This window comes from Streptomyces rapamycinicus NRRL 5491, assembly GCF_024298965.1.
GTDB lineage: Bacteria > Actinomycetota > Actinomycetes > Streptomycetales > Streptomycetaceae > Streptomyces > Streptomyces rapamycinicus.
On sequence record NZ_CP085193.1, the window covers coordinates 6,705,166 to 6,726,175 of the forward strand.

General features: G+C 70.8%; 19 protein-coding genes. 10 read left to right on the forward strand and 9 right to left on the reverse strand.

Features of this window, described 5'->3' with window-relative positions; genetic code table 11:
• Positions 1-68 precede the first annotated feature (68 nt).
• A complete protein-coding gene (gene groL, locus LIV37_RS28215; protein WP_020870491.1) occupies positions 69-1,694 on the forward strand; it encodes a chaperonin GroEL in 1,626 nt (541 codons plus the stop codon).
• A gap of 280 nt (positions 1,695-1,974) precedes the next feature.
• Here the strand turns inward: groL and murQ are convergent, their stop codons facing one another.
• Positions 1,975-2,907 carry an N-acetylmuramic acid 6-phosphate etherase gene (gene murQ, locus LIV37_RS28220; protein WP_020870492.1) on the reverse strand — a complete coding sequence of 311 codons (933 nt, stop codon included), beginning with the start codon at positions 2,905-2,907 and terminating at the stop codon, positions 1,975-1,977.
• 125 nt (positions 2,908-3,032) lie between these two features.
• A complete protein-coding gene (locus LIV37_RS28225; protein ID WP_373920661.1) occupies positions 3,033-4,007 on the reverse strand; it encodes a MurR/RpiR family transcriptional regulator in 975 nt (324 codons plus the stop codon).
• 175 nt (positions 4,008-4,182) lie between these two features.
• Here LIV37_RS28225 and LIV37_RS28230 point away from each other — a divergent pair, with 175 nt between their 5' ends.
• On the forward strand, positions 4,183-4,539 hold the full coding sequence (locus LIV37_RS28230) for a hypothetical protein (RefSeq protein WP_020870494.1): 357 nt from the start codon (positions 4,183-4,185) through the stop codon (positions 4,537-4,539).
• Positions 4,539-4,811 carry a DUF4031 domain-containing protein gene (locus LIV37_RS28235; protein ID WP_020870495.1) on the forward strand — a complete coding sequence of 91 codons (273 nt, stop codon included), beginning with the start codon at positions 4,539-4,541 and terminating at the stop codon, positions 4,809-4,811. The genes LIV37_RS28230 and LIV37_RS28235 overlap by 1 nt, the downstream gene beginning before the upstream one ends.
• A gap of 58 nt (positions 4,812-4,869) precedes the next feature.
• On the opposite strand, the gene LIV37_RS28240 is transcribed toward LIV37_RS28235, so the two are convergent.
• Positions 4,870-5,529, reverse strand: a complete 660-nt coding sequence (locus LIV37_RS28240) for a response regulator (RefSeq protein ID WP_020870496.1) — start codon at positions 5,527-5,529, stop codon at positions 4,870-4,872.
• Positions 5,530-5,934: 405 nt separating this feature from the next.
• On the opposite strand from LIV37_RS28240, the gene LIV37_RS28245 reads away from it, so the two are divergent.
• Entirely contained in the window at positions 5,935-6,273 is a 339-nt protein-coding gene (locus LIV37_RS28245) for a DUF3040 domain-containing protein (RefSeq protein ID WP_020870497.1), read from the forward strand.
• Positions 6,274-6,513: 240 nt separating this feature from the next.
• On the forward strand, positions 6,514-7,857 hold the full coding sequence (locus LIV37_RS28250) for a cation:proton antiporter (protein WP_020870498.1): 1,344 nt from the start codon (positions 6,514-6,516) through the stop codon (positions 7,855-7,857).
• A gap of 269 nt (positions 7,858-8,126) precedes the next feature.
• Here the strand turns inward: LIV37_RS28250 and LIV37_RS28255 are convergent, their stop codons facing one another.
• The gene (locus tag LIV37_RS28255) at positions 8,127-9,569 is read right to left on the reverse strand and encodes a Cmx/CmrA family chloramphenicol efflux MFS transporter (protein WP_243146152.1); all 1,443 of its coding nucleotides are present in this window, start codon (positions 9,567-9,569) and stop codon (positions 8,127-8,129) included.
• Between the two features lie 228 nt (positions 9,570-9,797).
• Here LIV37_RS28255 and LIV37_RS28260 point away from each other — a divergent pair, with 228 nt between their 5' ends.
• Positions 9,798-11,300 (forward strand): HNH endonuclease signature motif containing protein, encoded by a 1,503-nt coding sequence (locus LIV37_RS28260; RefSeq protein WP_243146288.1) that lies wholly within the window; start codon positions 9,798-9,800, stop codon positions 11,298-11,300.
• On the opposite strand, the gene LIV37_RS28265 is transcribed toward LIV37_RS28260, so the two are convergent.
• Complete coding sequence (locus tag LIV37_RS28265; protein WP_020870501.1) at positions 11,294-11,620, reverse strand: hypothetical protein; 327 nt, start codon at positions 11,618-11,620, stop codon at positions 11,294-11,296. The genes LIV37_RS28260 and LIV37_RS28265 overlap by 7 nt on opposite strands.
• A gap of 172 nt (positions 11,621-11,792) precedes the next feature.
• Here LIV37_RS28265 and LIV37_RS28270 point away from each other — a divergent pair, with 172 nt between their 5' ends.
• The gene (locus LIV37_RS28270) at positions 11,793-12,623 is read left to right on the forward strand and encodes a helix-turn-helix domain-containing protein (RefSeq protein ID WP_020870502.1); all 831 of its coding nucleotides are present in this window, start codon (positions 11,793-11,795) and stop codon (positions 12,621-12,623) included.
• Positions 12,620-12,844 (forward strand): DUF397 domain-containing protein, encoded by a 225-nt coding sequence (locus tag LIV37_RS28275; RefSeq protein WP_020870503.1) that lies wholly within the window; start codon positions 12,620-12,622, stop codon positions 12,842-12,844. Before LIV37_RS28270 ends, LIV37_RS28275 begins: the two co-directional genes overlap by 4 nt.
• A 149-nt stretch (positions 12,845-12,993) precedes the next feature.
• On the opposite strand, the gene LIV37_RS28280 is transcribed toward LIV37_RS28275, so the two are convergent.
• Positions 12,994-13,665, reverse strand: a complete 672-nt coding sequence (locus LIV37_RS28280; protein ID WP_020870504.1) for an HD domain-containing protein — start codon at positions 13,663-13,665, stop codon at positions 12,994-12,996.
• Between the two features lie 144 nt (positions 13,666-13,809).
• Here LIV37_RS28280 and LIV37_RS28285 point away from each other — a divergent pair, with 144 nt between their 5' ends.
• Positions 13,810-14,532, forward strand: a complete 723-nt coding sequence (locus tag LIV37_RS28285; RefSeq protein WP_121824411.1) for a copper homeostasis protein CutC — start codon at positions 13,810-13,812, stop codon at positions 14,530-14,532.
• Between the two features lie 154 nt (positions 14,533-14,686).
• On the opposite strand, the gene LIV37_RS28290 is transcribed toward LIV37_RS28285, so the two are convergent.
• The 3 genes from LIV37_RS28290 to LIV37_RS28300 all read right to left on the reverse strand — a co-directional run bounded on the left by LIV37_RS28290 (position 14,687) and on the right by LIV37_RS28300 (position 19,562).
• Positions 14,687-16,879: a HelD family protein gene (locus tag LIV37_RS28290; protein ID WP_020870506.1), complete on the reverse strand. Its 2,193-nt coding sequence runs from the start codon at positions 16,877-16,879 to the stop codon at positions 14,687-14,689.
• 303 nt (positions 16,880-17,182) lie between these two features.
• Positions 17,183-17,719 carry a hypothetical protein gene (locus LIV37_RS28295; RefSeq protein WP_020870507.1) on the reverse strand — a complete coding sequence of 179 codons (537 nt, stop codon included), beginning with the start codon at positions 17,717-17,719 and terminating at the stop codon, positions 17,183-17,185.
• 193 nt (positions 17,720-17,912) lie between these two features.
• Positions 17,913-19,562 carry a DNA repair helicase XPB gene (locus tag LIV37_RS28300; protein ID WP_020870508.1) on the reverse strand — a complete coding sequence of 550 codons (1,650 nt, stop codon included), beginning with the start codon at positions 19,560-19,562 and terminating at the stop codon, positions 17,913-17,915.
• A gap of 538 nt (positions 19,563-20,100) precedes the next feature.
• Between LIV37_RS28300 and LIV37_RS52150 the strand changes: the two genes are divergently transcribed.
• Entirely contained in the window at positions 20,101-20,949 is an 849-nt protein-coding gene (locus LIV37_RS52150) for a VanZ family protein (protein ID WP_020870509.1), read from the forward strand.
• Positions 20,950-21,010: the final 61 nt, after the last annotated feature.

Below are 21,010 nucleotides of genomic sequence, written 5' to 3' on the forward strand. Positions count from 1 at the left end.
AGGCCGTCCGTCGCGGGCGCCAGCGCGGTCCGGAGCAATCCACCCCGTCTCTGGGAGGACCACTTCACATGGCCAAGATCATCGCGTTCGACGAGGAGGCGCGGCGCGGCCTCGAGCGCGGGATGAACCAGCTCGCCGACGCCGTCAAGGTCACCCTCGGCCCCAAGGGCCGTAACGTCGTCCTCGAGAAGAAGTGGGGCGCCCCCACGATCACCAACGATGGTGTGTCCATCGCCAAGGAGATCGAGCTCGAGGACGCGTACGAGAAGATCGGCGCCGAGCTGGTCAAGGAGGTCGCGAAGAAGACGGACGACGTCGCCGGTGACGGCACGACGACCGCGACCGTCCTCGCCCAGGCGCTGGTCAAGGAGGGCCTCCGCAACGTCGCCGCGGGCGCCAACCCGATGGCGCTCAAGCGCGGTATCGAGAAGGCCGTCGAGGCCGTCTCCGCCCAGCTGCTCGAGCAGGCCAAGGATGTGGAGACCAAGGAGCAGATCGCCTCCACCGCCTCCATCTCCGCCGCCGACACCCAGATCGGTGAGCTCATCGCCGAGGCGATGGACAAGGTCGGCAAGGAAGGTGTCATCACCGTCGAGGAGTCGCAGACCTTCGGGCTCGAGCTCGAGCTCACCGAGGGCATGCGCTTCGACAAGGGCTACATCTCCCCGTACTTCGCGACGGACATGGAGCGTATGGAGGCGTCGCTCGACGACCCGTACATCCTGATCGTCAACTCCAAGATCAGCAGCGTGAAGGACCTCCTCCCGCTGCTCGAGAAGGTCATGCAGTCGGGCAAGCCGCTGCTGATCATCGCCGAGGACGTCGAGGGCGAGGCCCTGGCGACCCTGGTCGTCAACAAGATCCGTGGCACCTTCAAGTCCGTCGCCGTCAAGGCCCCGGGCTTCGGTGACCGCCGTAAGGCCATGCTCGGTGACATCGCCATCCTTACCGGTGGCACCGTCATCTCCGAGGAGGTCGGCCTCAAGCTGGAGAACGCCGGTCTCGACCTGCTCGGCCGTGCCCGCAAGATCACGGTCACCAAGGACGAGACCACGATCGTGGACGGCGCCGGCGACACCGAGCAGGTGCAGGGCCGCGTCAACCAGATCCGCGCCGAGATCGAGTCCTCGGACTCGGACTACGACCGCGAGAAGCTCCAGGAGCGCCTGGCGAAGCTGGCCGGCGGCGTGGCCGTCATCAAGGCCGGTGCCGCCACCGAGGTCGAGCTCAAGGAGCGCAAGCACCGCATCGAGGACGCGGTGCGCAACGCCAAGGCCGCCGTCGAGGAGGGCATCGTCGCCGGTGGTGGCGTGGCCCTGCTCCAGACCGTCTCGGTCTTCGAGAAGCTGGAGCTCGAGGGCGACGAGGCCACCGGTGCCCAGGCCGTGCGCCTGGCCCTGGAGGCCCCGCTGAAGCAGATCGCGGTCAACGCCGGTCTCGAGGGCGGCGTCGTGGTCGAGAAGGTGCGCAACCTGACCCCGGGTCACGGCCTCAACGCCGCGACCGGTGAGTACGTGGACCTGATCGCCGAGGGCATCATCGACCCGGCCAAGGTCACGCGCTCCGCGCTGCAGAACGCCGCGTCGATCGCCGCGCTGTTCCTCACCACCGAGGCCGTCATCGCCGACAAGCCGGAGAAGGCCGCCCCGGCGGGCGCTCCGGGCGGCATGCCGGGCGGTGACATGGACTTCTGATCGATTCGGCGCGTTCGTTCGCCGGTCGGTCCGTACCGTCCAAACGTCGGGGCGGCACCCTCTCCCAGGGGTGCCGCCCCGACGGCGTATGCGGGTGCGGGTGCGTGCGGGTCCGTGCGGGTGCGGGTGCGTACGGGTGCGTGCGGGTGCGGGTGTGGGTCCGTGCGGGTGCGTGCGGGTGCGGGTGTGGGTCCGTGCGGGTGCGTGCGGGTGCGGGTGCGTGCGGGTGCGGGTCCGCGCGGATGCGGGGTCCGTGCGTATCCGGGAACCAGTCCCGGGCTCACCCCGTGGCCGACTCCAGGGCGGCGCGCAGATGGCCGTGTGTCTCGGCGAGGAGCTTCTCGGCGGTCGGGGCGTCGACCCCGCCCAGGATGGTGAGGATCGCGTTCTTCACCTCGCCGTCCGTGGCCGCCAGCGCGCTCTCGATCCGCTCGTCGGAGGCGCCGGTCGCCAGGAAGACGATCCTCCGCGAACGGGCGCGCAGCTTGTCGTTGGAGGCGCGCACATCGACCATCAGGTTCCCGAAGGTCTTGCCCAGCCGGATCATGGTGATGGTCGAGATCATGTTGAGCACCAGCTTCTGGGCCGTGCCCGCCTTCAGCCGGGTCGAGCCGGTGAGCAGCTCCGGCCCCACGATGATCTCGATGCCGTGGTCGGCCGCCTCGGCGAGCGCCGACCCGGAGTTGCAGGACAGCCCTACGGTGAGCGCGCCGCGTCGCCGGGCGTGCTCGACCGCGCCCACGGCATACGGGGTGCGGCCGGAGGCCGAGACGCCGACCACGGTGTCGTCGGGCCCGATGCCGAGCCGGTCGAGGTCCCGGGCGGCCAGCTCCGCGCTGTCCTCCGCGCCCTCGACCGAGGTCACCACGGCGTCCGGGCCGCCCGCGATCACCCCGACGACCTGCTCGGGCCGGGTGTTGAAGGTGGGCGGGCACTCGCTCGCGTCGAGCACCCCGAGCCGCCCGGCGGTGCCCGCGCCCGTATAGAGGAGGCGGCCGCCACGGGACATCCGTACGGCGATGGCGTCGATGGCGGCGGCGATACGGGGGAGCTGACCGGCGACGGCGGTGGGGACGGCGGCGTCCTCCGCGTTCATGATCCGGGCGATCTCGAGGGTTTCCAGCCGGTCGATCTCGGCGAGCTCGGGGCGGAACGCCTCGGTGGTCAGGGTGTCGAGCTGGGCGCGGAGCCGTGCGGAGTCGGCGGTAGTCATGGCGAAGCGGCTCTTTCCGGTACGTCAGCGTGAGGGTGGGGGTGACGGTGACTTGGAAGGGCAGCCACCGGGCGAAACAGCGACCGGTATCGGGGGTGGGCGCGTGCGGGCGGGACCGGCCCGGCTCAGCGGTGCCCGGGACGCGGATCGTGGCGGTGCGCGAGCGCCTCGTACGACGCGGAGAGCGCGGGCGCCGCCGATTCGTACGTCCGCTGGGCGACCCCTATGAACAGGCAGTCCACCACCAGCAGCTGGCTGGTCCGGCTGGACATGGCCGCCGGGCGCAGCTCGCTCTCGCGGGCCGTGGAGGTGGTGAGCACCAGGTCCGCGTACTGCGCGACCTCGCCGTTCGGCCGTCCCGTGATCGCGACGGTGGTCGCCCCGTGTTCGAAGGCCACCCGTAGCGGTTCGATGACGTCCGTCGTACGCCCGGAATGGGTGATCGCGATGGCGACGTCGCCGGAGTGCAGCTGGACCGCGTTGGTGACCGCGAGGTGCGGATCGGCGTGGGCGTGGGCTATCAGCCCGATGCGCAGCAGCTTCTGGACCAGGTCCTGGCCGACCAGGCTGGACGCCCCGACCCCGTACACATCGATCCGGCGGGCGGCGGCCAGCGCCGAGACGGCCGCCTCGACCTGGCTGGTGTCCAGCCCGGCGGCGGTGTCGGCGAGACACTGCTGCTCCTCCCGCGCCAGCTTGGTGACCACGTCGGCGATCGGATCGTCCACCGCGATATCCGCGGTGACGGCCGGGGCCCGGCCGGCGGCCTGCTGGGCGGCGAGCGCGGCGAGCGCGAGGCGCAGATCCCGGTATCCGGGGTAGCCGAGCAGCCGGGAGGTGCGGACCACGGTGGCCTCACTGGTGCCGGTCCGCTCGGCGAGCCCGGTGACGGTGAGCGCCGCGCAACCGGCCGGATCGCCCGCCACGGCTTCGGCGACGCGGTGCATGGAGCGGGTCATGGAGGGAGCTAACGTGCGGACCTTGGCGGCGAGGGCGGCCGGGGCGGGTGGGGCCGGTGTGACCGGTGAGACCGGGGGGATGGGGGGTGTGGCATCGGGCTGTGGAGGAGGCATGAAAGTTTCCTTCAGGTCGCTACTCACCAGCGAAAACTATTTCCGGCCACGATGCCCGTCAACCCTCCGGACGACGACGCGACGGGTCGGCGAGCGGGCGCGGGGCGAGTCGGACGGACCGTGCCAGCGCGCCCACGGCGGCGGCGTGGCCGCGGATGAAGCGAACAGGCGCCGGGAGGAAGCAAAGGTGACAATGGGACCCATGAAGCTCGAACAGGCACTGCACGCGGCCCGCGCCCTAGTCCTGGCCGACCTCGCGGCGGGGGAGGTCGCCCGCGCCGACATCGTCTCGCTGGTCGAAGACGCGATCGCGCACCGGCGGTGGTGGGTCGAGCAGTGGCCGGAAGGCGTCGCGTACGTGGCCGGTCTGGTCGCCCAGGACGTCCAGGACGCCCTGCTGGAACGGTACGGCCGCTGGCCGCTGTGCCCCGTCTGCACCCAGGGCGGCGACCTCCACGCCCTCGACGTGGAGCCCGAGTTGGGCCCCGACCCGCACTGGGTCTGCGGCAAGACGGCGGTCGCGGTGGCGCCCGTGGGTTCGCTGGGCACCACCCTCTGATGGCCGTCCTGATCGACCCGCCCTCGTGGCCGGGCCACGGCCGCCTGTGGTCCCACCTCGTCAGCGATGTCTCCTACGCCGAACTCCACGCCTTCGCCGCCCGCATCGGTGCCCCGCGCCGAGGCTTCGACCGCGACCACTACGACGTGCCGAGCGAGCTGTACGCGAAGGCGGTAGGGGCGGGCGCGGAGGAGGTCGGCAGCAAGGAACTCCTCCGCCGCCTCAAGGCCGCGGGCCTCCGCCGCCCCAAGCGGGCCGCGGGCGCGGAGTGATGCGGTTCCTACGGCTCCTACGGCCGACGGCTCCTACGGCTCCTACGGCCGACGGCTCCTAGGGTTCGATCAAGCCGACGCGGATGGCGTAACGGGTCAGCTCCAGCCGGTCCTTCAGGCCGAGTTTCCGCAGCAGGTTGGCGCGGTGACGCTCGACGGTCTTGACGCTGATGACGAGCAGTTCGGCGATCTGCTGTGAACTGTGCCCCTCGGCGACCAGCTTGAGGATCTCCTCCTCACGGCCGGTGATGGGACGTCCGGGGATGCTCTCGCCCTCCTGGAGGCGGCCCAGGTAGCTGTGGATGAGCGCGTTGACGGCACCGGGATAGAGGAAGGGCTCGCCGCGCATGGTGGCGCGGCAGGCTTCGACGAGGTCGCGGTCGGCGACGGACTTCAGGACGTAGCCGGAGGCGCCTGCCGCCAGCGCCTCGAAGAAGTACTGCTCGTTGTCGTACATGGTCAGAATGAGGATGCGCGTCTCCGGTTGGCTGCGGGCCAGTTCCCGGGCGGCCTGGAGACCGGTCAGGCGGGGCATGGCGATGTCGAGGATCGCCAGGTCCGGCCGGTGGGCGCGGGCGGCCTCGATGGCTTCGGCACCGTCTCCTGCCTCGGCGACGACGGTGAGGTCGGGTTCGCCTTCGAGGATGAGTCGGACTCCGCGGCGGACCAGAGCGTGGTCGTCGGCGAGCAGGATGCGGGTTTCGGTCGCCTCGGGCATGGTCACTGGCTCCGGCGGGGGGGGGGGGGCGGGGACGGGGGGGGGGGCAGGGACGGTTGACGGGAACGGGAACGGGGGCGGTTCACGGGAACGGGGACGAGGGCGGTTGACGGGGACAGTCAGGCGTACGTCGGTGCCGCCTCCCGGAGCGGACCCGAGGGCGAGTTCGGAGCCGATGAACAGGGCTCGTTCGCTTCTTCTCTATCACTCGCGCCCGTTGTCCCGGCCGGAGGAAGGGGCCGGGGCGGACAGGTGTCGGGCTGCGGGCCGCAACGGATGTCGGGATGGGGCCGGATGGGGGTCGTCCACCGGCGGACATGGGTGTCGGCACCGATGGTGGGGCGCACGGTCGCCATGTGACCGTTGCAGTGACGCCGTGCAGGCCGGTCCGTGGGAGGAGCAGCGATGGCACAGCCCGGAGACACCCAGCTGCGCGAGCTCGAGGAGCGGATGGCCCGGAGTGACCCGCGCTTCGCCCGTGGCCTGGGGGAGGGGCGGCCCTGTCGGCCATGGGAGTACCGGCGCGGACCGGGGTGGGCGCTGCTCACCGTCTCACTGATGATGCAGGTGGTCGGCATGCTGCTGCCGCAGGGCCTGCTCCTCGCGGCGGGTCTGGTGGTGGCGGGTATGGCGACACACCTGTTCGTATCCCCGCGCGGCCACCGGTCCGGTCGGTCCTGGCCCCGGCTGCCGCTTTCCCGGCACGGGCACGGCGCGAGTGAGCCGGGGCCGAGGCACGGATGAGCCCACATCGCGGCACGTCGCGCCCGGGCCGTAGCGGGTCCGAGCCCGAGCTGAAGGTCGACTTGCCCTTTGACGGAGGACGTATCCACCCCGTACGCCGCGACGGTGACACCCCGGCCCGGTTCCCGCTGACGAAGCCCGACGAAGCCCATGAAGCCCGACGAAGCCCATGAAGCCCGACGAAGTCAACGAAGCCAACGAAGCCAATGCAGCCGACGAAGCCGACGAGGGTGGTGACCCGTGGGACATGCCGACACCCTGCTCGCTCTGGGCGGCGCCTTCCTCGCCGCCGCTGTCCTCGCCCGCCTCGGCAGCCGGATCGGGCTTCCGACCATCCCGCTGTTCATGCTCGCCGGGATACTTCTGGGCCCTCACACCCCGGGCCTGGTCCTGGTCGAGGACGCGCGTGACTTCGAGATGCTCTCCGCCCTCGGGCTGGTGCTGCTCCTGTTCTACCTGGGCCTGGAGTTCCACCTCGACGATCTCCGAAGCGGCGGCCGGCGCCTGCTGGCCGCGGGCGGTATCTACCTGCTGCTGAATGTCGGCGCGGGCCTCGGGTTCGGGTTCGCCCTTGGCTCGGGTGCCAGGGAGGCCCTGGTGCTCGCGGGCGTCCTGGGCATCTCGTCCTCCGCGATCGTCACCAAGATCTTGATCGACTTGGGCCGGATCGCCCGCCCGGAGACGCGTCTGATCCTGGGCGTCATCGTGGTGGAGGACGTCTTCCTCGCGCTCTACCTCGCAGCACTCCAGCCCGTCATCAGCGCTGCCCAGGGCGTTCAGGAGACAGTTCTGCAGGCGGGCAAGGCATTCGGATTCCTGCTGGTGCTGGCGGCCGCGGCCCGCTACGGCACTCGGCTGATCGCACGTCTGATCGCGGTCCGGGACAACGAACTGCTGGTCATCAGCTTCCTCGGCACCGCGGTCCTCGTGGCCGGAGTCTCCGAAGTCCTCGGAGTCGCCGATGCCATCGGCGCCTTCATGGCCGGGCTGATCCTGGCGGGCACCCCCTCCGGGCCGCGGATCCGCGAACTGGTGCACCCGCTGCGCGACGCCTTCGCGGCCATCTTCTTCTTCGCCTTCGGATTGGCCATCGACCCCGGCGACATGGCGTCCGTCGCCGCTCCGGTGGCCGCCGCCGCGGCGCTGACCATCGTCATGAACGTGATCGCCGGACTGCTCGTGGCACGCCTCTACCACTACGGCCCCGAGCCCGCCGCGGACATCGCCACCACGCTCCTGGCGCGCGGGGAGTTCGCCCTGATCCTGGCCGCCATGGCAACCAGCGCCGGACTCGATGCCAGGCTGGCGCCGTTCATCGCCGGTTACGTCCTGGTCCTCGCCGTCCTCGGCCCCGTCGTCGCCGGGCGCGCGCACTTGCTGGCCCGCGCGCTGCGGTCGGCACGCGCGGCCCTGCCCGGCGGGCGACCGGAGCTCGCCCCTGCCCCTGCCGCTCCCGCCCCTGCCCCGGCACCGGACTCGCCCGGTGCCACCGGGCCCCGGGCTCCCGGTGCCGGGGCGCGGTCGGTGTCATCCGTACGGTGGCCATCCCCACCCGTGTCATCCGCGCGGGAAGCGGAGCGGTGACGCCGGGCTGCCCAGGCTCTGGCGGGCTGGCGGCCGTCGCCAGGCCGCCACGCTGTCGCGCCGTCGCGGCTTCACCGAAGCCCGGTGGCGGTGCCAAAGCCCGGTGGAGGTGTCGGAGCCCGGATGAGATGCCGAAGCCCGATGGAGGTGCCAAAGCCCGGAGGAGGTACCGGAGACCGGAGGAGGTAGCGGAGACCGGCGACGCACTCAGGCTCCGCCCGGCGACCCACCCAGCCTCCACCGGGCGACGCGCCCGGCCCCGGGCTCCGCTACCGCGTCTCCGAGCCCTTCGACGGCCGGGACTCCGGAGCGTACGAGGCAGCCGACGCTGCCCCCGACGCCGACGCCGACGCTGCCCCCGACGCCGACGCCGACGCCGACGCCGACGCCGACGCCGACGCCGACGCCGACGCTGCCCCCGACGCCGACGCCGACGCTGCCCCCGACGCCGACGCCGACGCTGCCCCCGACGCCGACGCCGACGCTGCCCCCGCCCCCGCCCCCGATGCCGACGCTGAAGCTGAAGCCGACGCCGAGGACGCGATGACGCGGGACGCGCCCTCCGCCCGGTGCATCCGCATTGCGGCCACCGTCGTGACCGCACCCGTACCGGCGAGGGCCGCCCCCGTCCAGGCCACGGCCGGGTAGCCCCAGCCCGCGTCGATGACGAGGCCGCCGAGCCATGGGCCCACCGTGTTGCCGATGTTGAAGGCGGAGGTGTTCGTCGCGCCCGCGAGCGTGGGCGCGGCGTTGGCGAGGTTGAACATCCGGGCGTTGAGCGCGGGCGCGGTGAAGAAGGCGGTGAAGCCGAGCATCAGCGCCAGGCTCACGGCCGCGACCGCGCTGTGCGCGGTCAGCGCCAGGGCGCTCAGCACGACCGTCGAGGCGATGATGCCCCCGAACATCGTGCCGAACAGATGCGCGTCCGCGATCCGCCCGCCGATCACCGTACCCAGCAGCGCGCCGACGCCGAACAGCGCGAGCACGGTCGGCACCCAGCTCTCGTCCAGCCCCGCCACGTCCGTCAGCAGCGGCCCGAGGTAGGAGAACAGGCAGAAGACGGCGCCGCCGCTCAGCGCGGTGGCGGCCAGCGCCAGCCACACCTGCCGGTCGCGGTAGATACGCAACTCGGCCCGCAGCCGCGGCTGGTCGTCCCCCGTCGGCACCTCCGTACGCGGTACGAGCGCGACGACCCCGGCCAGCCCGAGCACCGACAGCCCGGCCACCGCCCAGAAGGCGGCCCGCCATCCCGCGTGCTGCCCTAGGAAGGCCCCGGCCGGGACCCCGGCGATGTTCGCGATGCTCAGTCCGCCGACCATCACCGCCATCGCCCTGGCCCGGGCGTTCCCCGGCACCAGCGACACCGCCACCGCGGCGCCCACGGCCCAGAACCCGGCGCACGCGAGGGCGCTCACCACCCGGGACGCGAACAGCACCCCGTACGACGGCGCCACCGCCCCCGCGATCTGCCCGAGCCCGAACACCGCCAGCAGCGCCATCAGCGTCGTCCGCCGCGGCAACCGCAACGTGGCCGCCGCCAGCACCGGCGCCCCGACCACCATCCCGATCGCGAACGCCGATATCAGCAGCCCGGCCGTGGGGATCGACACCCCCATGTCCCGCGCGACGGGTTGGAGCAGCCCGGACAGCATGAACTCGGAGGTACCGAGGGCGAACACGGACAGTCCGAGGACGTAGACCGCCAGGGGCATGCGGGAGCGAGCGGAATCCGCTGGGGAGGAGGAGGGCATGGCAGGCACAACGTCGCGGAACGACGTCGGAATTCCTGCGCGAAACATCGGGATGTGCGCTTCTCGAACGTTCACTCGATGGTGTGGACTGACGGTTGTGACCTGGATTCGTCACGCTGAGTGAGGAAGGATGGAGATGTGAGCCCGCTGGGGGAGGCGGGTCGAGGAGATCACTGGGGGGTGATCGACATGACGGAGGAGACGACCAGCGAACTGAACGGCCCGGGCGCACCGGACGAATGGGCCGCCTATCTGGCAACAGCGGCACCGGGGCCGGAGACCGCATCCGTACTGCCGGTCCTGGATGCGGAGAAGCTGTCCCGCACCGGCCGGATCGACGCACTGAAAGCTCTGGAGCGTCATACGGGGTGGATCCAGGCACACCAGGCCCAGATCCTGGCCGCGTTGGAAGCGGACGCCGAGGCGGAGCTTCCGGCGGCAGTACGGGATCGTGACGCTGAGGCCGCCTGGAACTTCACTTGCGAGGAAGTCGCCTGTGCGCTAAAGCTGTCCGGCACGACGGCCGCGAAGCGTTTGGAGGTCGCCCGCGAACTCGACCGGCACTACCCCACCACGCTGGGGATGCTGGAGCGCGGAGAGATCTGCTACATGCAGGCAGTAGCCATCACCGAGGCATGCGCAGTCCTGGACCCGGAGGTGGCGGGACAGGTCGAGGCCGCCTTGGTGGAGAAGATGCCAGGCATGGCCACCGGCCAGACCCGCCGCGCTCTGGCCCGCGAGATCCTACGAGCCGATCCGCGCGGCGCCGAGCAGCGCCACCAGGCCCGTAAGCGCGAGCGGCAGATGGTCCACTACCCGAAGGACGACGGCATGGCGCTCTGGGGCGCCACCCTCCCGGCCGAACAGGCCGCCGCGATGAACGCCGCCGTGGACGCCCACGCCGCCACCCTGCCCGACGAGGGCCGCAACCTGGAACAGAAGCGGGTGGACGCACTGGTCGAGCTGGTGCTCAACCGCACCGACCCGGGTGCGGCGACTTCAGGCGTGCGGGCTTCGGGCGAACCGGCCTCGGGCGAGCCAACCCCGAGCGGGTCGGCCCCGGACAGGTCGATCACAAGTGGGCCGACCGCAAGTGGGCCGATCACAAGTGGGCCGACCGCAAGTGGGCCGACCGCAAGTGGGTCGATCACAAGTGGGCCGATCACAAGTGGGCCGACCGCAGGCGGCCGCTCGGCGACGGTGGTCCAGGTCACCGTCCCCTTGGACGTCCTGATCGGCGACAGCGACGACCCGGCCCAGCTCAAGGGCTACGGTCCGATCACCGCAGGGCAGGCCCGGAGGATCGCGTTCGCCAAGGGCACGGTCTGGCACCGCCTGATCATCGAACCGAAGACGGGGATGCTGATCAAGACCGACCCCACCACCTACAAACCCACCGCCGAAACCGAGCGTCATGTCATCGCGCGTGACGCCCACTGCACCTTCCCGGCCTGTCGCATGCCCGCTCGCCGCTGCGACCTGGACCATGTCGAGCCGTTCAACCACCACGACCCGGCGGCGGGCGGCCAGACGGTTCCGGAGAACCTCGGGGCGCTGTGCAGACGCCACCACCGCATGAAGACCCACCACCCCGGCTGGGCGGTGAAGCGCGACTCCCGGACCGGCACCACCACCTGGACCGCCCCCACCGGCCACACATACACCAACCGGTCCCATGACTACCGTCACTGATCGGTTCGGTTCCGCTCGTCGGCGCCGCGCTCGCCATGGACAAGGAGCCGTCCACCCCTGCTCTCTGCGACGCGCAACACGTCTGTCAGCGACTCGGTCAACCGCCGGGCCAGAAAGCGGAGTTCACCACTTGTCGCGTTGTCCTCGTCGAGCAGAGCGCTGGCATGGGCGAGCAGTTGGGCGCCCATGGCGAGTTGGAGTGCCTCGATCTCGTCTGCTTTCCGGCTCAACTGGCTGTTGCTGTCGTCCGTCGCCAGATAGCAGGGCTTGCCCTCCGGGCTGGGCCATGGCAGGGGGCGCAGACCGTTCATGTCGTTCATGTCGTCAGCTCCACTCGGCTGTTTCCGGCGACGCCGAGGTACGCACCGCCTGTAGTCAATTGGTCACGCGGGTAACGCGGATGCCAATAGAATGAGACGCCTTGAACGGCAGTGCGCAAGTCCGTGACCTGCCGAAATGCTGATCCTGATCACATAGCGAGAGGTCACGGCATTGGACGAGACCACCCCACCCGCCCACTTGAACCCGCTCCAGCGCTTCGGCCGTGACGTGAAACAGGTACGCCTCGCCCGCAAGCTCACGCAGAAGCGCCTGGGCCGGGCCGCCGGCTACTCGGAGGCGTACGTCAGCAGGGTGGAAGCCGGGAAGCTTCTGCCCAGACCCAGCGGCAAGTTCGCGAAGGGCTGCGACATCGCCTTCGGCACGGGAGAGTTGTTCGCGGGGATGCTTCGGCGGATCGATGTGGGCGATCACCCCTCGTGGTTCACCCCGTACCTCAACCTGGAACGGAAGGCGTCGCGGGTACTGGACTACTCGGCGAACCTCGTGATCGGCATCCTTCAGACGAAGGACTACGCGTGGGCCATCTTCCGGTCATCTCATCCGCGGGAAGAAGCCGAGGTGATCGAGGGCAAGGTCGCAGCACGTCTGAGCCGACGCGAGGTATTCGAGTTGGAGACTCCGCCGCTCCTCTGGGTCATCCTGCACGAAGCGTGTCTGCGAACGGTGGTTGGTGGCGCCGACGTCATGACCGGGCAGCTTGAGTACCTGTTGACGGCGGCGGAGTCACCACACGTCAAGCTTCAGGTCATGCCGTTCTCGGCAGGAGCTCCCGCGGCACACGCGAAGCCCTTCACCTTGTTGCGCTTCACGGATGCTCCCACGGTGCTCTACACCGAGACCCGGGTGGGCGGCAGAATGCACGACTCCGCACAGACGGTCGCCAGTGCCCTGGATGACTATGATCTGCTCAGGGCGCATGCGCTGTCCCCGGATCGATCACTGAGCCTGATCAAGACCGTGTCGAAGGAGTACCGCGAATGAGCGCCGACTTGGATCTCACGGCTGCCCGATGGGTCAGGTCTTCTTACAGCGACGGCAGTGGCGGCCAATGCGTCGAGTTCTCCCGCACCTTCGCCCAGACCCACGGCGCCATCCCGGTCCGCGACTCCAAGCACCCCGACGGACCGGCACTGATCGTCTCGGCAACGGGCTGGTCGTTGTTCATATCGACCCTCATACGCGGCGAGTTCCGCGCAACCTGATCCCCAGCGCTCTTAACCGAACCAGTCCTCAGCCTCATGCCGGAGGCCGATGCGGGTGGCGGTGAGTGCCGCTTCCCGTGTTGTCGTCCATGCTGCCCCCCTGGCGTGCGCGGATGGTCCGTCAACTTTAGAGCCGCGAACGGCACATGTTACGCACCGAGCAGCTCCAGCTCAGTGGCCATGTTGTGGCGGGCGGCGGCCTCCCAGCGGTCGTGGGCGACGGGCGTACGGAACAGACGGGACAGGCCGAGCAGATGGCGGAGGACGTTCGCGCGGCCTTCGCGGAAGGCGTCGTCGGGGACGAATCCGTACTCCTCGCGGACCGCCGCCGCGTAGGCGCCGTAGGCCTCGGGGGAGCCCGCCAGGACGGCGAGATCGGCGTCGCAGAGGATTTCGCCGTTGGTGTCGCCCTCGGCGGGGTCGTGGTCGGTGGTGACGAGGACGAGGCGGACGGTTTCGGCTACGCGGGGGTCCGGGACGTTGGCTTCCGGGAGGGCGCGTTCGGCGAGGCGGGCGCTGCGTTCCTCGTTGGTGGAGCGGTCGGGGAGGTAGACGGCGTCGTGGAACCAGGCGGCGAGGCGGATCGCGGCGGGGTCGGGGGCCTGGACGTGGGGGAGCAGTTCGTCCACCCGGTCCAGGACCGCGAGCAGGTGATCGGTGGTGTGGTAGCGGCGCTGGGGCTCGGCCCAGCGGGCCAGGAGGTCTTCGCCGTAGGGAACGGGAGACGGGGTCGTGGCGTCGCGGGCGCTGGTGAGGAGGTCCGTCCAGCGGGTGAGCAGCGCGTCATGGGCCGGATGGCGGGTGGTCGCGGATGCGGGCATGGGCCAATTGTGGGGTAGCGGTTTGCAGCGCGTCATGGGCCGGATGGCGGGCGGGTGTGGGTGTGGGTGTGGGTGTGGGTGTGGGTGTGGGCCAATTGTGGGGTAGCGGTTTGCCCTCTTGCGCGGTGTGGCAAGCTGTCCTGCATGTCTAGACCATTGCTCGAGGTGATCGCCCTGACCCCTGCGGACGCGATCGCCGCACAGGCCGGAGGGGCGGACCGCCTCGAACTGGTCACCGACATGGCCGCCGACGGGCTCACCCCATCCCGTGAGACCTTCGCCGCCGTTCGTTCGGCCGTCGATCTGCCGGTGCGGGTGATGCTCCGCGCATCGGACGGCTTCGCGACCGGAAACGCGTTCGACGCGCTGTGCGAGGCAGCCGCCGCGCTGCACTCGGAGGGGGCGGACGAGTTCGTCCTGGGCTTCCTGACCGACGACGGCGGGGTCGACCTCGCAGCCGTGACCGCGCTGACCGAGGTCGTGGGCGCGGGCGGCGGCGTGGACGAGAGCCGGTGGACCTTCCACCGGGCCATCGACCGTGCCGCCGATCGCGACGGTCTGCGCAAGCGGCTCGCCGACATCCCCGGCCTCGACACGTATCTCACCGCCGGGTCGGCGCGCGGCGTGGACGACGGTCTGCCCACCCTGCTCGCCGAGGCCGAGCGGGCCGGTACCCCGGGCTACGAAGCGCGCGTCATGGCGGGCGGCGGCCTGCGCCTCGACCACCTGCCCACCCTGCGCGCCGCCGGGATCAACGCCTTCCACATCGGCGGCGCGGCCCGCCCCGGCGGCTGGTCGGGCCCGGTGGACGCCACTGCGGTCGGCCGGTGGCGCACGGCCTTGGACGCGCCGGTTCCGGTGGCCTGACCGGGAGGTCGACCACCGAACCGCACGCTCACCCTCGTCAGGCCGCGGGCGGCACGCTTGCCTTTGTCAGGCCGCGGGCCGCACGCTCACCCTCGTCAGACTGCGGGCCGCACGCCCATCCCCGTCAGGCTGCGGGCCATACCCCCCATCCCCGTCAGGCCGCGGGCCGCTCCGCCAGCTGTTCCGGCAGTGGTGCTCCATGGACCACCGCCAGTCCCGAGACCGCGCGGGTCAGGGCCACGTACAGGCGGCGCAGCCCCGTGCGTTCGTCGGGTTCGCCGTCGACCACGGCGGCCGGTTCGTCCAGTACCACGTAGTCGTACTCCAGACCCTTGGCCAGCGTCGCCGGGACGAGGGTGAGGCGGGACTCGGCGCTGGTCTCCTCGCCGGGGGTGAGGTGGGTCAGGCCCGCCGTGTCGAGGGCCTGGGCCAGGGCCGGGATGCGGGCGTCGGCCGCGATCAGCCCGATCGAGCCCTCGTGCCTCAGTGCCTCGTGGCAGGCGGCGATCACGGCCGTGTCCAGTTCCGCCGGGTTCACGGCCCGTACGGAGAAGTCGCCCGCCGCCTCGCGGATCGAGGTGGCCTCCGACAGGCCGGGGGCGATCGCGGGCAGCAGCCGGGAGGCGTACGCGATCACCTCGCGCGGCACCCGGAAGCCCTGGGTCAGCTCTTCGATCCCCGCCCCCTCCTTGCCGAGGTGGATCAGGGCCTCCTCCCAGCCGGCCGTCGCCCATGGGGTGGTGCCCTGGGCGATGTCGCCGAGCACGGTCGCCGAGCCGGTGCTGCAGCGGCGGCCGACCGCGCGGTACTGCATGGGGGAGAGGTCCTGCGCCTCGTCCAGGACCACATGGCCGAGGGACGGGGTGCGCTCGATGAGGTCGGCGGCCTCGTCGATCAGCACCAGGTCCGCCGGGGACCACTTAGCGGACTTCACCCCGCGCACCGGCTTCGCCCACAGGACGGTCTTCTGCTCGTCGGCGTCGAGGACGCCGTCCGCGTGTTCGGTCAGGAAGTCGGGGTCGGAGAGCAGCCGCAGCACCAGCTTGGCCGGGTCGACCGGTGGCCAGATCGCCTTGACTGTCGATTTCACGGCGGGGTTACGGGCCACCGCGTCCTGGACCCGGTCGTCGGGCGCCTCGCCCGCCTGCTCCATCCGGACGAGCACGGCGTGCGCGATGCGCTGCGGAAGCGCCTCGCGGGCCGCGCCGTAGCGGATGTCGCGGGTGAGCAACTCCTCGACGATCTCCTCCAGTTCGTACCCGGGCACCCGCCAGCGGCGTGAACCGCGCACCACGACGCACGGCTCGGTGGGCCGGGTGACGTACGAGCGCAGGGCCCGGCGCAGCACCTCGGCCAGCCGTGCGTCGCCCTTGATACGGGCCGCGTCGGCGGAGTCGGCGCCCCGCGCCACCGCGCCCAGGGACGGCCGGGTCACCAGATCCTCGACGGTCGCCTGCGCCACCTGCAACTCGCCGAGCGCGGGCAGAACCTGCTCGATGTAGTGGAGGAAGGAGCGGTTCGGGCCGATGACCAGGGTGCCGGAGCGGGCCAGCCGCTCGCGGTGCGCGTACAGCAGATACGCCACCCGGTGCAGCCCCACGGCCGTCTTACCGGTGCCCGGCGCCCCCTGGACGCAGATGGTGCCGCCGATCCCCTGGCGGACGATCTCGTCCTGCTCCGGCTGGATCGTCGCCACGATGTCGCGCATCGGGCCGACGCGCGGGCGCTCGATCTCGGACTGGAGCAGCTTGCTGGTCTGCGTGCCCCCGGCGGAGCCGGAAAATGTCTCAGTGGTGGGGTCGGAGAGCCGTTCGTCCTCATACGCCGTCAACTCGCCGCCCGTATAGCCGAAGCGGCGGCGCAGCCCGACGTCCATCGGCGCCTTCTTGGACGCCTGGTAGAAGGGCTCGGAGACGGGGGCACGCCAGTCGATGACCATGGGGTCGCCGTCCGCGTCGTGCACATGGCGGCGGCCGATGTAAAAAGTGTCTGTTGAGCCGCCCCCGGCGGCGGGGCGCTCCCCATCGGCGCCCTCCGGTGTCTGCGCGCCCGGCGCGTGCAGATAGTCGAGGCGGCCGAAGAAGAGCGGGGTGTCGGCGAGGTCGGCGAGGGCCTTGATGCGCTCGCTGACCTGGTGGTGCAGGGCTTCGGCGTTGACCCAGTTCGCGGTGACGTCCCGGAGGTCGAGGGCCTCGACGTCGGCGCGCATGGCGCGCAGCGCGGCGCGGGATGCGGTCAGATGGGCGCGCTCCCGCGAGAGGGGGTTCGGGTTCGCGAGGGGGTCCGAGACGGATGCCGAGACGGATGCTGAGAGCGGATCTGGGTGGTCAGGGGCGTGCGAGGGCACGGCGTAGCCTCCGGCGAGCGAGTACACACAGGTGAGTACAGAAACGGATGCGCGGGTGCGCGGGTACGGACGCGGACGCGTACGGACGCGTACGGACGCGCGATACGAGATGCCGACCGGTTTCCGTCCGGGCGGCGGCTCTCCCGTACGGAACGCGGGAGGCGGCAAGACCGGCGATTGTAGCCAGGGCATGTCGGGGAGGCGAATGAATTATGACGGGGCCGGGGGAGCCGCCGCGGAGGCGGCTCCCCCGGCCCCGTCAGGGCCCTCGGACCAGTCAGACGAGCCAGTCAGGCGGTCCAGTCAGGCGAGCCGCAGCGCGCGGAAGGTCACGCGCTGGTTGAACCACATCAGCGTCACCGTCGTCGCGCCCATCAGGCCGGCGACCGCCAGATGTCCGGCGACCGAGTTGACCGGGGCGCCGAGGGCGGCGAGGACGAGATGGAGGCCGGCGCGGAGCGCGACCATCCCGATGGCGATCTTCCGGGTGTGGGAGTTCTTGAGCATCGCGCGCATCAGCTTCATCCGGCGGCGCAGTACGGTCGCCCCGACGACGATGTTCACCAAGGCGATCCCGATGAGCACCATCCAGGCGTCGTCCCACGCCTTGGTCAGGTCGTACGCGGCCCCCATGACGCCCTCGAAGCCGAAGAACCACAGCGGCAGCGGCTTGATCCCGCTCAGGTCGATGTCGGCGGTCCCGCCCTTGGCCTTGGCCTTGGTCCCGCCCCTGGCCTTGGCCTTGGTCTCGCCCTTGGCCTTGGCCTTGGTCGCGCCTTCGGTTTCGCCCTTGGCCGTCGCCTCGGTCTCGGCCTTGCGATCGCGGATGCTGATGCCCATGTCCCCCGCCCTTTCGGCGTCATGTGGTGCCGTGTCCTGCTGACACCCACGATCCTTCCGGGTGGGGAACGCCCCGGGCAGAGCCGCCAATCACCGGCCTCTCATGACAGAAGTCATGGGGTCATGGGGGCGGTCATGGCGGTATGGAGTTATGGGGGTATGGGGTCACGGGTGACCGGTGAGGGCCCGAACGTCAGACGTCCTCGTCCGCGAGCAGCTCGCTCGCGTCCACGATCCGGTACGCGTACCCCTGCTCGGCCAGGAACCGCTGGCGGTGTGCCGCGAAGTCCTGGTCGATCGTGTCGCGCGCGACCACCGAGTAGAAGACCGCCGGGTGGCCGTCGGCCTTCGGGCGCAGCACCCGGCCGAGCCGCTGGGCCTCCTCCTGACGGGAGCCGAAGGTGCCGGAGACCTGGATGGCGACCGTGGCCTCGGGGAGGTCGATGGAGAAGTTGGCGACCTTCGAGACGACGAGTACCGACAGCTCGCCCTGCCGGAAGGCGTCGAAGAGCTTCTCCCGCTGGGCGTTGGTGGTCTCGCCCTTGATGACGGGCGCGTCCAGGTGCTCGCCCAACTCGTCGAGCTGGTCGATGTACTGCCCGATGACCAGCGTCTGCTGCCCCTTGTGCCGGGCGACCAGCGCCTCGGTGATCCGCCGCTTGGAGTCGGTCGTGGCGCAGTAGCGGTACTTCTCGTCGGTCTCGGCGGTCGCGTACGCCAGCCGCTCGGTCTCGGTCAGGTTGACCCGGACCTCGACACAGTCGGCGGGCGCGATGTAGCCCTGCGCCTCGATCTCCTTCCAGGGGGCGTCGAAGCGCTTCGGCCCGATGAGGGAGAAGACATCGGACTCCCGGCCGTCCTCCCGGACGAGCGTCGCCGTGAGCCCGAGCCGCCGCCGCGCCTGGAGATCGGCGGTGAACTTGAAGACGGGCGCCGGGAGCAGATGCACCTCGTCGTAGACGATCAGGCCCCAGTCGCGGGAGTCGAACAGCTCGAGGTGCGGGTAGATGCCCTTCCGCTTGGTGGTGAGCACCTGGTACGTGGCGATGGTGATCGGGCGGATCTGCTTCCGCGTACCGCTGTACTCACCGATCTCCTCCTCGGTGAGCGAGGTGCGGCGCACCAGCTCGTGCTTCCACTGGCGGGCGGAGACGGTGTTGGTGACCAGGATCAGCGTGGTCGACTTGGCGGTGGCCATCGCACCCGCGCCGACCAGCGTCTTTCCGGCGCCGCAGGGCAGCACGACGACGCCCGAGCCACCGTGCCAGAAGCCCTCCACGGCCTGCGTCTGATACGGCCGCAGCGCCCAGCCGTCCTCACACAGCTCGATGGGGTGCGCCTCGCCGTCCACATAGCCGGCCAGATCCTCGGCGGGCCAGCCCAGCTTCAGCAGCGTCTGCTTGATCTGGCCGCGCTCGGAGGGGTGGACGACGACGGTCTCCGGGTCGATCCGGGCCCCGACCAGCGGCTGGATCTTCTTCGACCGCAGGATCTCCTCGAGGATCGGGCGGTCGCTGGTCTCCAGGACCAGCCCGTGGGTGGGGTGCTTGAGCAGCCGCAGCCGCCCGTAGCGGGCCATGGTCTCCGCGACGTCCACGAGGAGGGCGTGCGGGACGGGGTAGCGAGAGTACGCGACGAGGGCGTCCACGACCTGCTCGGCGTCGTGCCCGGCGGCGCGGGCGTTCCACAGCCCGAGCGGGGTCACCCGGTAGGTGTGGATGTGCTCGGGCGCTCGCTCCAGCTCGGCGAAGGGCGCGATGGCGCGGCGGCAGGCGCCCGCCTGCTCGTGATCCACTTCGAGCAGGAGCGTCTTGTCGCTTTGGACGATGAGGGGTCCATTCACGCGCCTGGGTCCTTTCGTGCTGGCCGGCCAAAGAACCAGTGTCCCCCATCGAGAAGGCGTGGCGGAGGGGGAGAGGGATACGAGGCGCAGCGCGGCTGGGACATGTGGCGGAGAGCCACAGGGATACTCCGGGCGGCTACGGGCAAGCGGCGAAGACGGAGAAGGAAGACGGAGAAGGAAGACGGAGAAGGAAGACGGAGAAGGAAGACGGAGAAGGAAGACGGAGAAGACGGATACGGACCGACTGAGCGGCCACAACGGAGCCATGGGCGGGAGGCGAGTCCCTGTGATCAGCATCGCTGGATGGGAGATCCGGCGGACGGCGGAGAAGAGGTCGGGGGAGAAGAAGAGGACGACGGTAAAGCGGACGGCGGAGAAGAAGCCGCAGGGGGGTTCCCGGACGACGGGGGGCCAGAAGAAGGCGGCCAGTGGTCGGACGGCCGGTGGTCAGAAGGCCGGTGGTCGGACGGCCGGTGGTCAAGAGACCGGTGGTCGGAAGAAGGGGCCGCGGACGGGCGGGGGCCTGACGAAGGGGCGCGTGACCGCGAAGAAGGAGAGCGCGAAGTCGTCGACGGCGAAGGCCCGGACTGAGAAGGGCCGGACTGAGAAGGGCCGGACTGAGAAGGGCCGGACTGGGACGGGCCAGCCGGCGAAGGGCCGGGCCACGAAGGGCCAGTCGGCGAAGACGCCGACCGCGAAGAGCCGGTCCACGCAGGTCCAGCCCACTCAGGCCCAGCCCACTCAGGCCCAGCCCACCAAGGCCCAGCCCACCAAGGCCCAGCCCACCAAGGCCCAGCCCACTCAGGCCCAGCCCAGCAAGGGCCGGACCGTCGAGCCCGGCGAGCCCCAGGGCGCCCCGGAGAAGGCTCTGCTGCAGCGCACCTCGTTCGGCGCGCGCCTCGCACGGGCGATGGTGCTGCTCCTGGCGTTCGTCTGCATGGTCGGCTTCGCGGCGGCGCTCGCCAAGGCGACGCTCGTGCCCTCGCCCGGCTCCGTCGACCTCGTCCACACCAATCTGCATCCGGGACGCTCGCTGCGCGCCTACGTCGACCAGCCCGCCTTCCAGGACACGGTGAAGCAGATCGGCGGCAATGTGCTGCTCGGCGCGCCCTTCGGGGTGCTGCTGCCGATGCTGGTGCCGAAGGCGCGGGGCGCGGTGCGGGTGGTCGTGGTGACGGCCTTGGTGATGGTGGCCGTCGAAACCGTTCAGGGCCTCATCGTCGAGGGCCGGGCCTTCGACATCGACGACGTCATCCTCAACACTTCGGGCGCGCTGATCGGCTATGTCGTGGCCGGTCGCTGGCTCGGCCACGCCCTGCACCCGCGCCGCCGCCACTGGTGGCACCGGTGGACCCGGCGAGGGACCGAGGCACCGCCCGCGGCGTGAGCTGCCCCCTCAGGTGTACACAAGCGGAGGTGTACACAAGCGGAGGTGTACACAAGCGGAG